This is a genomic window from Mesorhizobium sp. M2A.F.Ca.ET.042.01.1.1 (genome assembly GCF_003997405.1).
Taxonomy (GTDB): Bacteria; Pseudomonadota; Alphaproteobacteria; order Rhizobiales; family Rhizobiaceae; genus Mesorhizobium.
Genome location: NZ_RZRX01000008.1, coordinates 34,517 through 48,984 on the forward strand (window position 1 = coordinate 34,517; position 14,468 = coordinate 48,984).

Genomic DNA, 14,468 nt, shown 5'->3' on the forward strand with positions numbered 1-14,468 from the left:
TGGGAGTCCTGAACATGAAAAGACTGACCTTCATGCTTGCCGCCGTCGCCGGCCTGGCGATCTCCGCCAGCGGCGCGCTGGCCGACACCACCATCAAGCTGGTCGAGGTCATCACCAGCCCGCCGCGCACCGAATTCCTGAAGAAGCAGATCGCCGAATTCGAGAGCGCCAATCCGGGCATCAAGGTGGAGGTGGTCTCGCTGCCTTGGGGCCAGGCCTTCGAAAAATTCCTCACCATGGTGCAGGCCGGCGACACGCCCGACGTGGTCGAGATGCCGGAACGCTGGATGGGTCTCTATGCCAACAATGGCCAGCTCGAGGATCTCGGCCCCAACATGGCCAAATGGGATGACGCCAAGACGCTGGGCGACCGCGCCAAGCAGCTCGGCTCGACCGTCAACAACACCCAGTTCATGATTCCCTACGGCTATTATGTGAACGCGCTGTTCTGGAACAAGAAGCTGTTCAAGGAGGCCGGCCTCGACCGGCCGCCGGCAACGCTGGACGAGTTCGTCGACTTCTCCAAGAAGATCTCGGCCATCCCAGGCAAATATGGCTACTGCCTGCGCGGCGGTCCCGGCGCCTTCAACGGCATGCACATGTTCATGAACATTGCCGACGGCAAGGGCGGCTACTTCACCGATGACGGTGTCTCGACTATCAACGATGAAGGCTCGGTCAAGGGCCTGCAGATGCTGGCCGATATGTACAAGAATGGCCTGGCGCCCAAGGACGCCGTCAGCTGGGGCTTCAACGAGACGGTCACCGGTTTCTATTCCGGCACCTGCGCCATGCTCAACCAGGATCCCGACGCGCTGCTCGGCATCGCCGACAAGATGAGCGCCGACGACTTCGCCGTCGCGCCGCTTCCGGTGGGCCCGAGCGGCAAATCCTATCCGACGCTGGGCTATGCCGGCTGGGCGATGTTCGCCAATTCCCAGCACAAGGACGAGGCGTGGAAGCTGATGGCCACACTGCTGTCGCCGAAGGACAATCTGGAATGGGCCAAGGAAGTCGGCGTCGTCCCGATCCACAACGGCGCCGACCAGGACGCGCATTTCAAGACCGAGCAGTTCAAGGGCTGGTTCACCGAGCTCAGCGACAGCTCCAAATACGAAATGGTGACGCCGCCGACGCATCTGGAAAATCTCGGCAACTTCGTCGACCAGGTGGCGATCAAGAACTTCCAGGAAGTGCTGCTCGGCCAGAAGCCGGCCAAAGACGCGGCCGACGAATGGGCCAAGTTCCTGACCAAGGAGCAACAGGACTGGCTGGCCAAGAACAAGAAGTGACGCTGTCTTCGCCTTCTCCCCGTTCAACGGGGAGAAGGTGGCCCGATAGGGCCGGATGAGGGGCAGCGCCAGCATTTCTAGGTTCGCGCCTCTTTTCCTTCTCCCCGTTCTACGGGGAGAAGGTGTCACGAAGTGACGGATGAGGGGCAGCGCTGAGTTCTGAAAAGCTGGCGCCGCCCCTCATCTGCCTGCCGGCATCTTCTCCCCGTAGAACGGGGAGAAGGGCGCTGTCGCATACGCCAGCATCCACCTATCACCCCGTAGAGCCAAAAACGCATGACCTACGCAGTGTCCGAAATCCGATCCGCCGCCCGGCCGCGCAACAGGCGGCTGAGCAAGGCTGCGATCGAGCCATGGCTCTATCTTTCGCCTTCTATTGTCCTGCTGGTCCTGGTGCTTCTGGTGCCGCTGATCATCGGCATCAGCTATTCCTTCCGCAAATTCTCCGCCTTCAAGTCGCAATATGTCGGCCTTGCCCAGTACCAGGCGATGTTTTCCGACCAGGTGCTTGGACAGGCGCTGATCAATACGCTGTGGTGGACGGTCGCCAGCCTGTTCTTCCAGTTCTTCCTTGGGCTGGGCCTGGCGCTGCTGCTCGACAAGCCCTTCTACGGCCGCAAGGTCGTGCAAGCTGTCGTCTTCCTGCCCTGGGCGGTGCCGTCTTTTCTCTCGGGCCTCACCTGGGCGTGGCTGTTCAACCCGATCATCGGGCCGCTGCCGCACTGGCTGTTCGCGCTCGGCCTCAAGGCCGAGCCGACCAACGTGCTCTCCGACCCCGCCACCGCCATGTGGGGGCCGATCGTCGCCAACATCTGGTTCGGCATCCCCTTCTTTGCCATCACGCTGCTCGCCGCGCTGAAGTCGATCCCGTCCGAACTGCATGAGGCCGCGGCCATCGACGGTGCCTCGCCCTGGCAGCGCTTCACCAAGGTGACGCTGCCCTTCCTGGCGCCCACCATCGTCATCACTGTCATGCTGCGCACCATCTGGATCGCCACCTTCGCCGATTTGATCTTCGTCATGACCGAGGGCGGGCCGGCGGGCTCCACCAGCACGGTGCCGGTCTACATCTACGTCAGCGCCTTCAAGTCGCTGGACAAGGGCTATGCCTCGGCCGTCGCGGTGCTGCTCCTTGTGCTGCTCATCGCCTACGCCATCGGCCTGATCGCCATCCGCCGCACGCTGGTGAGGCACGTCTGATGATCGCCGGTCGCTCCACCTCCTCGCGCATCTTCGGCGGCATCGGCCTCTACGCGGCCATCGCGGCTTACGTGATCTTCGCGCTGTTCCCCATCTTCTGGACGCTGAAGATCTCGGTGACGCCCGAGCGCCTGCTCTATTCCGAAGGCATCACCTTCTGGCCGTCTGAGACCACGCTCAAGAACTTCGCCACCGTGCTCGAGGCCTCCGACTTCCCGCGCTATTTCCTGAACAGCGTCATCGTCTCGGTGTCGACGGCGGCGTTCGTCACGGTGATCGCCACGCTGGCCGGCTACGCCATGTCGCGCTTCACCTTCCGCGGCAAGGCGACTTTGGCGATCCTGTTGCTGCTCACCCAGACCTTCCCGCTGGTCATGGTCATCCCGCCGATCTACCGCATCATGGGCGATCTCGGACTCACCAACAGCCTGATCGGCCTGATCATCATCTACACGGCCTTCAACACGGCCTTCGCCACCTTCTTGATGCAGTCCTTCTTCGACGGCATCCCGAAGGACCTCGAGGAAGCGGCGATGATCGACGGCTGCACCCGCGCCCAAGCGATGCGCCGGGTGATCGTGCCGCTGACCTTGCCCGGCATGGGCGCCACGCTCGGCTTCGTCTTCACCGCCGCCTGGAGCGAATTGCTGTTCGCGCTGATGCTGATCTCCAGCGACGAGCAGAAGACCTTCGCCGTCGGTCTGCTCACCTTCATCGGCAAATTCGCCGTCGACTGGGGGCAGATGATGGCGGCCTCCATCCTGGCGCTGATCCCGGTCTGCGTCTTCTTCGCCTTCCTGCAACGCTATCTCGTCACCGGCCTCACCGCCGGCGCGGTCAAAGGATAAAAGATGGCATCCGTAACGCTGCAACATGTCGAGAAGGATTACGGCTCGCTGCGCATCCTGCACGGCGTCGATCTGGAGATCGCCGACGGCGAGTTCGTCGTGCTGGTCGGCCCGTCCGGCTGCGGCAAGTCCACGCTGCTGCGCATGATCGCCGGCCTCGAAGAGGTCACCGGCGGCGAGATCCATATCGGCGAGCGGCTGGTCAACGATGTCGCGCCGAAGGACCGCGACATCGCCATGGTGTTCCAGTCCTACGCGCTCTATCCGCATATGGATGTCTCGTCGAACATGGGCTTCAGCCTGATGCTGAAGAAGGCCGAGAAGACGACGATCGAGGGCAGGGTGGGCGCCGCCGCCAAGCGGCTCGGCCTCGACGCCTATCTCGGCCGCCTGCCGCGCCAGCTCTCCGGCGGCCAGCGCCAGCGCGTCGCCATGGGCCGCGCCATCGTGCGCGATCCGAAGGTGTTCCTGTTCGACGAGCCGCTTTCCAACCTCGACGCCAAGCTGCGCGTCCATATGCGCGCCGAGATCAAGGCGCTGCACCAGCAGCTTAAGACCACGTCCGTCTATGTCACGCACGACCAGGTCGAGGCGATGACCATGGCCGACCGCATCGTCGTCATGCATGACGGATATGTGCAGCAGGTCGGCCGCCCGCTCGAGCTTTACGACCGGCCGGCCAACACCTTCGTCGCCGGCTTCATCGGCTCGCCCGGCATGAATTTCTTGCCGGCTAAGGTCGCCAAGGGCGGCAAGGTCGATGCCGTGTTCGCCGACGGCCAGAAGCTTCGGCTGCCGGATGGTCTGCCGCTTAAGGACGGCGACGCTCTCACCATCGGTCTGCGGCCGGAGCACATCAAGCTGGTCGACGATGGTGCGCTCAAAGCCGAGGTCGAAGTAGTCGAGCCGCTCGGCCTGTCGACACAGTTCTATGTCAGGCTGGCCAACCAGCAGATCTGCGTGTTCGTCATGGGCCGCAGCGATGTCAGGCCCGGCGACACGATTCGGCTGGCCGCCGATCCCGCGGCGCTGCATCTCTTCGACCCGGCGAGCGGCAGCAGGATCGAATAGTCAGCGCCACCGGAACGCGTCCAGCATGTAATCCGGATGCGCGTCCAACTCGTCGAAAAGTCCGGCAAGGTCGCCGCTGTCGGCCAATATCCCGGATAGAACCAGCGCGGTCGCCACGCCGGCGGCTTGTCCGCCGGCGATATCGTGCTCGACACTGTCGCCGACACAGACCACGTCGCCGCGCGCTGGATTTCCTGCCAGCGCCAGCGCCGCTTCGTAGATCGCCGGGAAGGGCTTGCCGATACGGGTGACGCTGCCGCCGAGACGTTCGTAAAGGTCGGCGATTTCGCCGGCGCCGAAGCGCGGTCCGACCGCGGTCAGCATGATCCGATCCGGGTTGGTGCAGAAGCACGGCACCTGCCGCGCCGCTGCCGGGCCGAGAAGCCCGCGGTAGTGATCGAGGTCGTAGCGGTCGCCTTCGCTGGCCGCGATCAGCACCAGTTCGGCGTCGTCGCCGCGCTCGGTCAAAACAAGCGGCAGGCCCTCGATCGCCGAGCGGTCGCTGTCGCGGCTGATCAGCAGGCATCTTGTGCCGGCCGGAAGCGTGCCTTCGCGCGCCATGTCCGTGAAAATGCGCCAGGCCACCTCGCCGGATGAGACGAAATGGTCCCAGCTTCCCGCCTCGAAACCAAGCTTAAGCAGCCGCCTCTCATTGGGCTCCGCCCGCTTGCCGGAGTTCGAGATCAGCGCCACCGTTTCGCCGGCCCGCTTTAGCGCCGACAGGGCTTCGACCGCGCCAGGGTAAGGCCGCTGCCCGTCATGCAGCACGCCGAACTGGTCGAGCAGGAACACGTCGTAGCGCTCCGCGAGCGCTGCGATCCCGTCGAGATGCTCGGCATGTTTCTCGATCACAGCAGCCCCGCTTCGCTTGCGCCCTTGAGCGCCAGCCGTGCCGTGCCCGCGGCTGCCTCGTCGGACAGAGCGGCCCGGAATTCGACGCCGAGCTTTCGTTGCCGGATCGCGGTCCAGGCGGCATTGGCGGCGCCGCCGCCGACGCTGCGCACCGATGTCAGCCGGGGTGCGCCGAGTTCGGCAAGCCTCCGGTAGCCGAGCGCCTCGACGGCCGCGATCCCTTCCAGCATCGCCTTCAGATAGTCGGCGTCGGATCGCGGCCGGGGCAGGAGCCGCGGCTGCAGCGCCGGATCGGCAATGGGAAAGCGCTCGCCGGGCGAGCCGAGCGGATAATAATCGAGGCCGGTCTCCGTCGCGGGATCGATCGCCGCGCTGAGCTCGATGATGCGGGCAAGCGAAAAATGCTGCGCGAGCACCTTGCCACCGGTGTTCGATGCGCCGCCCGCCAGCCAGGCGTCGCCGAGCCGGTGGCTATAGATGCCATAGCGCGGTGCAAAGATCGGCCGGTCGGACAGGATCTTGATGGTCAGCGACGATCCGAGCGCGGTCACGCCGTCGCCGGCGGCCACCGCGCCCGTTGCCAGGAACGAGGCACAGCCATCCGTGGTGCCGGCAACGACGGCGACGTCGCGCGGCAGGCCAAACAGGCCGGCGGCGGCTGCCGTAAGCCTGCCGGTTACGCTGCCCGGCCTGACAACGGCAGGAAGAAGCTCCATGCGCATGCCGGTCGCCGCGATCCATCCCGGCCAGCGGCGCGCCTCGGCGTCGTAGCCGGTCTTCAGGCCGTTGTTCTCGTCGCTGACGTCGAAGCGGCCGGACAATTGTCCGGCGATCCAGTCGGCCTGGTGCAGCACGGCATGGATGTCTGGCAGGCGCTGGAACCAGAGCGTCTTGGCGAGACCGGATGTCGCCCCATGCGCGGCGCTTGCTTCCGGCGCCGCGCCGCCGATCGCGGCGAGGATGGCCGCATCGGGAACCTTGTCGTTGTACATCAGCGGCTCGGCCAGCGGCCGGCCGGCGCTGTCGATCGGCAGCAAGGTGCCGGACGTGCCGTCCACGGCGATTGTCCGCACCGCTCCGCGGTCGATTTGTGAGAAGAGTTCCCGTAGCGTCGCCTCGACCGCGGCCCACCAGACGGCAGGATCGCGGCCGTTCGCGCCGAAGCGATCGAGCGGCGCGGCGGCGCTCGCGGCGATGGAGAAGTCCGGACGCATCGCAACGGCACGCGACCCGGACGTGCCGATGTCGATGCCTACTGCGAGCGGCACCATTCACCTAACCCGCGGCGTTGAGTTTCTGGCGATACTGCTCGGCATCCCAGTTGACCAGCTCGTCATTCTCGGCGGCGGTGAGATAGTTCAATCGCGCCGTGATGTCGATGCGCGCGGTCACGTCGGCGAGGCAGCGCTGCATGGCGTCAGCGCCGGAGCTGGCGTCGCCGCGCATCAGCACGCCGGCGCCGGGAAAGAGCACCGCGACGGGATTCGTGCTCAGCCGAGCGGCGACGTCGGCGACCTGCTCGCCGGACCTTGCCACGACGGAGCCCCGGCCAAGAAAGATGACGTGGTCCGGATAGAGGCTGCCGGCTTCTGCGATGCGGCAGCTGTCCGGGTCGAGCGCCACCGCATGCGCCTCGACATCCGCCGGCAATCGGTAGCCGCTGGCGCCGGCAAGCGCCGTCAGCGCCGCGATATCCGGGGCTGCTGTCTGTCGCGCCGGGCGGGCCAGGAGCGATCTTACCCGATGCAGCAGACGCTCCGCCTCGGCCACCGTCTCCGCCGCGACGACCAGGCCGTGATTGCCGAGGATCAGCACGTCGACCCCCGGCCGGAGGCGTTCGGCAATGCCCTGGGCAAGCGGCAGGCCCGGCCGGCGATAGGGGACATACGCCCACGCAATCCCCTGAAGACGCCGCCCGGCCTCGGCCTCGCAATCGGCCTGGACGGCAAGTGAGATCGTCTCGACGCAGTGGACATGCAGCACGACCCGTTGCGGCATCAGCGCATGCACGGTGGTCTCGATCGATGGCCGCAGGCCGCGCGGATTGAGGGCATCGATGGCGAAGGCCTGCGGCTTGTCGGCGCTCGGATCGCGTCGTTCCACCGCCTCGATGAGCGGACCCATCGCCACCGGCACCATGATGTCGTCGGTCAGCGCGTCCTTCAGCCATGTGCCGGAGGCCTTGATCCACAGTGTGTCGCCTGCCTTCAGCGATGTGTTGCCGCCGGCTGCCTGGGTCAGGTGCGGATCGGCGCCGATGGCGGCCGAAAGCGCCCGCAAGGCAGCCAGCTCCTGCGCATCAACTGTGGTCGCCATGGCGATCTTCCTCCAACGGCTCGGTCGGTCTCGCACGATCTCCCGTCACGGGAGAGTGATGGGTGATGATATCGCAGATGCGAGCGATCTACGTCAACTGTGATCTACTATCATCAAAACTGGCTTGCAATCCGTCCGATGTTGAGTAAGTTGCACCAATTGCCGTGCAAATGGCATTGTCGGGAGGAAAAAATTGAGCGACTCCGGCCGCCAGCGTCAGATCGTCGAGCTATTGCGGGACCGGCCGTTCGCCTCGGTGCGCGAGCTGCAGGAGCGGCTCGGCGTCTCGGCCGCGACGGTCAGGCGCGACATCGACAAGATCGACGAGGCTGGCGAGGCCAGGAAGGTCTATGGCGGCATCTCGGCGCTCGACGGCGCCTCGCAAGCCGGCATCGCCTATGCCAGGCCGTATGACGAGAACCGAGATCTGGCGGTCGATGCCAAACGGCAGATCGCCGCTGTCGCCGCCACCATGGTGCGCGACGGCGATGCGGTCATCGTCCATGGCGGCTCGACCTGCTTCCATCTCGGCGTCAGGCTCGCCGACCGCAACATCCGCCTCTTCACCAATTCCATGCCGCTCGCCGCCTATCTCAGCGACCATGGCCACTGCAGCCTGACCATCGCCGGCGGCGATCTGCACCGCGAGCCCGGCATCATCCATTCGCTCACCCAGGCCACGCCCTTCTATGCCTCGAAGTTCTTTCTCGGCGCGCAGGGGCTGGGCCATGAGGGCGTGCTGGAATCTCATCCGCTGCTGGTGCGCTCGATCGTCGACCTCAGTCTCTGCGCCGACCAGATCGTGGTGCTGGCCGACAGCCGCAAGCTGTCGATCCATGCCCGCAACGTCGCGCTGCCGCTGTCGCGCATCGGCACGTTGGTGACCGATGACGGCCTTTCCGACGCCGACGCGCGCATGCTGGAAGATGCCGGCGTCACCGTGCGTATCGCCTCGACTTCGGGAGCCGTCCAGTGAAGATGGCGGTGCTCGATTTCGGCAAGACCAACTCGAAGCTGTTCGTCTTCGGGCAGGACGGGCGCATCGTCGACGAACGGCGCACGAAACCTGACTGGATACGTAAGGGCAGCCTCAGTGTGCTTGACGAAGCGGCCCTGCATGACTGGGCGCTGGACGCCGTCGACGAAGCCGCCGATGCCCACGGCATCGGAGGTCTGATGGTGTCCGGCCATGGCTGCACCTTCGCGCTGGTCGACGATACGGCGCTGACGCATCCGATCCTCGACTATGAGCAGGAGCCGCCGGCCGATATCGCCGCGCGGATCGATCGCCGCATTCCCGATTTCGCCGAGACCTTCTCGCCGCGCCTGCCGCTCGGCTTCAACTATGGCCGCCACATGCTGTGGCTGAAGGAAGTGGAGCCCGGCGCCTTCTCGGCGGCGAAGGCGATCCTCGGCTATCCGCAATATTGGAGCTGGCGCTTCGGCGGGCGCGCCGTTTCGGAGGTCTCCTATCTCGGCTGCCACTCGCATCTGTGGGCGCCGCGCAAGCGCGACTTCTCCTCGCTGGTCGACGCCGAGGGCTGGCGTGGTCAAATGCCCGCCTTCGCGCGCGCCGGCGCCGTGACCGGCGAGCGGCGCTTTGGCCGGGCCGGCAAGCCGGTCGCTATTCACAACGGCGTCCATGACAGCAACGCCGCGCTTCACGCCTATCGGCGGCAGGATCTCGGACCAGTCACTGTGGTGTCGACGGGCACCTGGGTGATCGTGCTCAACCCGGACTGCCCGCTCGAGGCGCTCGACCGCGAACGCGACATGCTGGTCAATGTCGATGTCGATGGCGGCCCGGTGCCGACCATTCGCTTCATGGGCGGGCGTGAATTCGCCGTGATCAGCGGCGATTGGCAGGGCGTGATCGCGCCCGCCTCAATACAGCGGGCGATCGAGGCCGGCACTATGGCCGTGCCGAGCTTTGCCCCGGGCGGACCGCTGTCGGGCCGGACGGGCGAAATCGTCGGACCGGTTTCCGATGCCGAGGAGCGCGCAGCCGTGGCATTGCTCTATGTGGCATTGATGATCGATCTGTCGCTCGATCTGATCCGTTCAAGCAACACCGTCATCGTCGATGGCGGGCTGAATACCGGCGGTCTGCTCGCCGCCCTGCTGGCCGCGTTACGGCCGGGCCAGCCCTTCAGGCAGGGCGCCACGCTGGAAGGCAGCGCCACGGGCGCCGCGGCGCTTGCCTTCGAGAGCGTTGGCCGCGAGTTCGCCGCCGAGACTCCGGAGCCGGTACGCGCCGCGGACTTCAAGGGTCTGGACCGCTACCGCGACGACTGGCGCGGCCTCATTGCCGGACGCCACATAGCCCGCGCGGCGGCAGGAGCTGCGCAATGAGCGCCGCCGCCCATGTCGAGGCACCGCAAAGGCCGGTGCTGGAGATGCGCCACATCTCCAAGACCTTCGGTCCCGTCCGCGCCCTGCAGGACGTATCGCTCACCGTCAATGCCGGTGAGCTGCATGCGCTGATGGGCGAGAACGGCGCCGGCAAATCGACGCTGATGAAGGTGCTGTCCGGCGCCTATCGGCCGGATGCCGGCGGCGAGATCCTGATCGACGGCACGTCGGTCGCCACCGGCGATCCGATCAAGGCCCGCGCCCAGGGCATCGCCGTCATCTACCAGGAGCTGTCGCTGGCGCCGAACCTGACGGTGGCGCAGAACATCTTCCTCGGCAACGAGCCGCGCAGGTTCGGCATCGTCGATCGCGACCAGTGCAATCGCCGCGCCAGGGAAATCGTCGAGCGGCTCGGCGTTTCCTTTTCGGCGCGCGCCCTGGTCTCCAGCCTGTCGCTCGGCGAGCGCCAGCTGGTCGAGATCGCCCGCGCGCTGTCGACCAGCGCCCGCATCATCGTCATGGACGAGCCGACCACCTCGCTGACCTCGCGCGAAACCGACCGCCTGTTCGAGGTGATCGCGACGCTGAAGGCGCAGGGCATCGCCATCATCTACATCAGCCATCGCATGGAAGAGGTCTATCAGCTCGCCGATCGGGTCAGCGTATTGCGCGACAGCGGCTATGTCGGCACCCTCGAGCGCGCCGACCTCAACGCCTCGCGCCTGGTCTCGATGATGGTCGGCCGCGATCTCTCGGCCTTCTACAAGAAGGATCACCGGCCGCCGGACAGCCAGCGCCGTGTGGCGCTGTCGGTGCGCGGCATGTCGGACGGCGGATTGCTGAAGGACTGCTCGTTCGATCTTCACCACGGCGAAGTCCTGGCGCTGGCGGGGCTGGTCGGTTCCGGCCGCACCGAGCTTGCCCGGTTGATCTTCGGCGCCGACCGCCGCAGTGCGGGCGAGTTGGAACTCGACGGCAAGCCGATTGCCATTGCTTCGCCGCGCGAGGCGCTGGAGGCCGGCATTGCCTACCTCACCGAGGACCGCAAGGAGCTCGGCCTGTTCCTCGACATGTCGATTGCGGACAACATCAATATGGGCGTGCTTGCGAAGGACGCGCGCGCCGGCGGTTTTCGCGATTTCACCGCCGCCGACAGGCGCGCGGCAAAGGCTATTGCGGACCTCTCGATCCGCACGCGCTCGGCGCAGGCCAATGCCGGCTCGCTGTCGGGCGGCAACCAGCAGAAGGTGCTGCTTGCCCGCCTGCTGGAGACCGAGCCCAAGGTCGTCATCCTCGACGAGCCGACGCGCGGCGTCGACGTCGGCGCCAAGTCGGAGATCTACCGGCTGATCGACAGCCTTGCCGGCAGGGGCATCGCCATCCTGATGATCTCCAGCGAGCTGCCCGAAGTGATCGGCGTGGCCGACCGCGTGCTGGTGATGCGCGACGGCGCCATCGCCGGCGAGGTGACGGCGTCGGAGGGCAGGCCGCTGCGTCAGGAAGAGATCATGGAACTTGCGACGGGAGCGGCCCAGGAAGGACCGACAAGATGACCGACAGCTCAACAGTGGCGAAAGCGGCGGATCAGGCAGTGGTCAGGAGCCGGCGGCTGCGCACGGCCTTCGCCGCGCTCGGCATGCTGCCGGTTCTGGTGCTGCTTGCCGTCGGCTTCCAGTTCATCAACCCGCGCTTCCTTACCGGCACCAACCTGCTCATCGTCAGCCAGCAGTCGTCGATCAATATCGTGCTCGCCGCCGGCATGACTTTCGTCATCCTCACCGGCGGCATCGACCTCTCCGTCGGCTCGATCCTCGCCGCCTCGGCGATGGTCGCGGTGCTGGTGTCGCTGGTGCCGGACTGGGGCATGCTCGGCATTCCGGCCGCCATCCTGCTCGGCCTCGGCTTCGGCGTCATCAACGGGCTGCTTGTCGCCTATATCAAGCTGCCGCCCTTCATCGTCACGCTGGGCTCGCTCACCGCCGTGCGCGGCGTCGCCCGCCTGCTCGGCGAGGACACGACGGTGTTCAATTCCGACCTGCCTTTCGACTTCATCGGCAATGGTTCGCTGTTCGGCATTCCGTGGCTCGTCATCATCGCGCTGACGGTGGTGGTGCTGTCCTGGCTGGTGCTCAAGCGCACCGTGCTCGGCACCTGGATCTATGCCGTGGGCGGCAATGCCGAGGCGGCGCGCCTCACCGGCATCAAGGTGCCGCTGGTGCTGCTCTTCGTCTATGGCGTGTCGGGCCTGCTCGCTGGTCTGGGCGGCGTCATGTCGGCCGCCAGGCTCTACGCCGCCAATGGCCTGCAGCTCGGCCAGTCCTACGAGCTCGATGCCATCGCCGCCGTCATTCTCGGCGGCACCAGCTTCGTTGGCGGCGTCGGCTCGATCTGGGGCACGCTGATCGGCGGGCTGATCATCGCCGTGCTTTCCAACGGGCTCATTTTGGCCGGTGTCTCGGACATCTGGCAGTACATCATCAAGGGTTTGGTCATCATCGTGGCGGTCGCCCTCGACCGTTACCGGCTCCAGGCCGGAGCAAGAACGTGATTGACCTTGGTCGCCGGCCAAGATGAGCCGGATTGTGTGTAACGCACCGTGAGAGGCGCGGAGCAATCGGAGGAAGCAAGTAAATGAAGACCATCGCCAAACTTCTCTGCGGCGCGGCTCTCGCGGCCCTCGCCATCGCGCCGGCATCGGCCAAGGACCTCAACAAGGTCGGCATCTCGGTCGGCCTGCTCGGCAACCCCTTCTTCGTCGCCACCATCAAGGGCATCGAGGACGCGGCCAAAAAGATCAATCCGAAGGTCGAGGTAACGTCCGTCTCGGCAGACTACGACCTCAACAAGCAGGTCTCGCAGATCGATTCCTTCATCGCCGCCGGCGTCGACGTCATCATGCTCAACGCCGTCGACGCCAAGGCGATCGCGCCCGCGGTCAAGAAGGCGCAGGCGGCCGGCATCGTCGTCGCCGCCTTCGACGTTTCGGCGCCGGGCGCCGACGTCACCGTGATGACCAACAACGTCAAGGCCGGCGAGGAAGCCTGCCAGTATCTGGTCGACCACACCGGCGGCAAAGGCAACTACGTCATTCTCAACGGCCCGGCCTCGTCGTCGATCCTGGAGCGGGTCAAGGGCTGCAAGAACGTGCTTGCGCAGCATGCCGACATCAAGGTCCTGTCCGACGACCAGAACGCCGAAGGCTCGCGCGACGGCGGCCTGAAAGTGTTCCAGTCGCTGCTCACCCGCTTCGACAAGATCGACGCGGTGTTCGCCATCAACGATCCGACGGCGATCGGCGCGCAGCTCGCCGCCAAGCAGCTCAATCGCTCGGAATTCATCATCACCGCGGTCGACGGCGCCCCCGACATCGAGAAGGAGTTCGCCTCCGGCACCTCGATGATCAAGGCTTCCGCCTCGCAGGATCCCTATGTCATGGCCGGCCAGTCGCTGACGATGGCGGCGGATGTGCTTGCCGGCAAGAAGCCGGCCGAGCCGACCGTGCTGCTCGATCCGAAGCTGATCACCGCCGAGAACCTGAAGGACTACAAGGGCTGGACGGCGGCCCGCTAAAAAGCCTGCTCCCAAGGCTGGCGCGGCCGGATCGGTCCGGCCGCGCCTCATTCATCGGACGGAGATGATCATGTCGCGCATTGGAATCCATTCTTTCGTCTGGTCTGCGAGCTCGGCGCAGGCGGATCTCGAACGCACGCTCGCCAACACCAAGGAAGCCGGCTTCGACTTGATCGAGTTCTCCTATCTCGATCCGGCCGATGTCGATATCGGCAGGCTCGCCAAGAGCATCGCCGATCTCGGCCTTGGCGTTGCGATCAGCATCGGCCTGCCGGCCGATGGCGATATCTCCAGCCCCGACAAGGCGGTCGCCGCGCGCGGCGTCGAGATCCTGAACCGCACTGTCGCCCTCACGCGCGACCTCGGCGGTCAAAAGGTCGGCGGCATCCTCTCGACCAGTCACGGTTTGCAGACCGAAGCACCGACGCGCGACCAGTGGAACCGCAGCGCCGGGACACTTGCCAAGGTTGCCGAGAGCGCCAAGGCTGCCGGGGTCACGCTCAATCTCGAAATCGTCAACCGCTTCGAGAGCAACCTGCTCAACACCGCCGCGCAAGGACTGGCCTTCATCGAGGACACCGGCTCCGACAACATCTTCCTGCATCTCGACACTTTCCATATGAACATCGAGGAGGCCGATGTCGGGCTGGCCATCCGCCACGCCGCGAAGAAGATCGGCTATGTCCATATCGGCGAGAGCCATCGCGGCTTCCTCGGCACCGGCAGCATCGACTTCGCCGCGATCTTCGATGCGCTGACGGCGATCGGCTACAGCGACGACCTCAGCTTCGAGTCCTTCTCCTCGGAGATCGTCGACGAGAACCTGTCGCGGAAGACGGCGATCTGGCGCAATCTGTGGACCGACAATATGGAGCTCGCCCGCCATGCGCGCCGCTTCATCGCGGTCGGCCTGGAGACGGCGCGGCGCAAGGCCGATCTCGTCTCGGCTTCGCAGCGGCCCTGAAGC

General features: G+C 65.7%; 13 protein-coding genes. 10 read left to right on the forward strand and 3 right to left on the reverse strand.

Translation table 11 applies throughout. From position 1 onward, the window contains the following. The first annotated feature begins 14 nt into the window (after window positions 1-14). From EOA23_RS02650 to ugpC, 4 genes are all read left to right on the forward strand, one after another. Entirely contained in the window at window positions 15-1,292 is a 1,278-nt protein-coding gene (locus EOA23_RS02650) for a sugar ABC transporter substrate-binding protein (RefSeq protein WP_127302810.1), read from the forward strand. Window positions 1,293-1,568: 276 nt separating this feature from the next. Then, complete coding sequence (locus tag EOA23_RS02655; RefSeq protein ID WP_127302811.1) at window positions 1,569-2,492, forward strand: sugar ABC transporter permease; 924 nt, start codon at window positions 1,569-1,571, stop codon at window positions 2,490-2,492. Further along, window positions 2,492-3,340, forward strand: a complete 849-nt coding sequence (locus EOA23_RS02660; RefSeq protein ID WP_126063068.1) for a carbohydrate ABC transporter permease — start codon at window positions 2,492-2,494, stop codon at window positions 3,338-3,340. The genes EOA23_RS02655 and EOA23_RS02660 overlap by 1 nt, the downstream gene beginning before the upstream one ends. Before the next feature lie 3 nt (window positions 3,341-3,343). Next, window positions 3,344-4,411: a sn-glycerol-3-phosphate ABC transporter ATP-binding protein UgpC gene (ugpC, locus tag EOA23_RS02665; protein WP_127302812.1), complete on the forward strand. Its 1,068-nt coding sequence runs from the start codon at window positions 3,344-3,346 to the stop codon at window positions 4,409-4,411. On the opposite strand, the gene EOA23_RS02670 is transcribed toward ugpC, so the two are convergent. Genes EOA23_RS02670 through EOA23_RS02680 form a run of 3 tightly spaced genes read right to left on the reverse strand, consistent with a single transcriptional unit; the run spans window position 4,412 to window position 7,579 of the window. Then, a complete protein-coding gene (locus tag EOA23_RS02670; protein ID WP_127302813.1) occupies window positions 4,412-5,263 on the reverse strand; it encodes a TIGR01459 family HAD-type hydrolase in 852 nt (283 codons plus the stop codon). Next, window positions 5,260-6,534, reverse strand: a complete 1,275-nt coding sequence (locus EOA23_RS02675) for an FGGY-family carbohydrate kinase (protein ID WP_126063065.1) — start codon at window positions 6,532-6,534, stop codon at window positions 5,260-5,262. The genes EOA23_RS02670 and EOA23_RS02675 overlap by 4 nt, the downstream gene beginning before the upstream one ends. Window positions 6,535-6,538: 4 nt before the next feature. Then, complete coding sequence (locus EOA23_RS02680; protein ID WP_126063064.1) at window positions 6,539-7,579, reverse strand: class II aldolase/adducin family protein; 1,041 nt, start codon at window positions 7,577-7,579, stop codon at window positions 6,539-6,541. A gap of 193 nt (window positions 7,580-7,772) precedes the next feature. Between EOA23_RS02680 and EOA23_RS02685 the strand changes: the two genes are divergently transcribed. From EOA23_RS02685 to EOA23_RS02710, 6 genes are all read left to right on the forward strand, one after another. Beyond that, window positions 7,773-8,555: a DeoR/GlpR family DNA-binding transcription regulator gene (locus EOA23_RS02685; RefSeq protein ID WP_127302814.1), complete on the forward strand. Its 783-nt coding sequence runs from the start codon at window positions 7,773-7,775 to the stop codon at window positions 8,553-8,555. Further along, a complete protein-coding gene (locus EOA23_RS02690; protein WP_127302815.1) occupies window positions 8,552-9,931 on the forward strand; it encodes a carbohydrate kinase in 1,380 nt (459 codons plus the stop codon). Before EOA23_RS02685 ends, EOA23_RS02690 begins: the two co-directional genes overlap by 4 nt. After that, window positions 9,928-11,484, forward strand: coding sequence for a sugar ABC transporter ATP-binding protein (locus EOA23_RS02695; protein ID WP_127302816.1), 1,557 nt, complete (start codon window positions 9,928-9,930; stop codon window positions 11,482-11,484). Before EOA23_RS02690 ends, EOA23_RS02695 begins: the two co-directional genes overlap by 4 nt. Then, entirely contained in the window at window positions 11,481-12,479 is a 999-nt protein-coding gene (locus EOA23_RS02700; RefSeq protein WP_126063060.1) for a ribose ABC transporter permease, read from the forward strand. The genes EOA23_RS02695 and EOA23_RS02700 overlap by 4 nt, the downstream gene beginning before the upstream one ends. An 83-nt stretch (window positions 12,480-12,562) precedes the next feature. After that, entirely contained in the window at window positions 12,563-13,501 is a 939-nt protein-coding gene (locus tag EOA23_RS02705) for an ABC transporter substrate-binding protein (RefSeq protein WP_126063059.1), read from the forward strand. A 70-nt stretch (window positions 13,502-13,571) separates the two neighbouring features. After that, window positions 13,572-14,465, forward strand: a complete 894-nt coding sequence (locus EOA23_RS02710) for a sugar phosphate isomerase/epimerase (RefSeq protein WP_127302817.1) — start codon at window positions 13,572-13,574, stop codon at window positions 14,463-14,465. Window positions 14,466-14,468 lie beyond the last annotated feature (3 nt).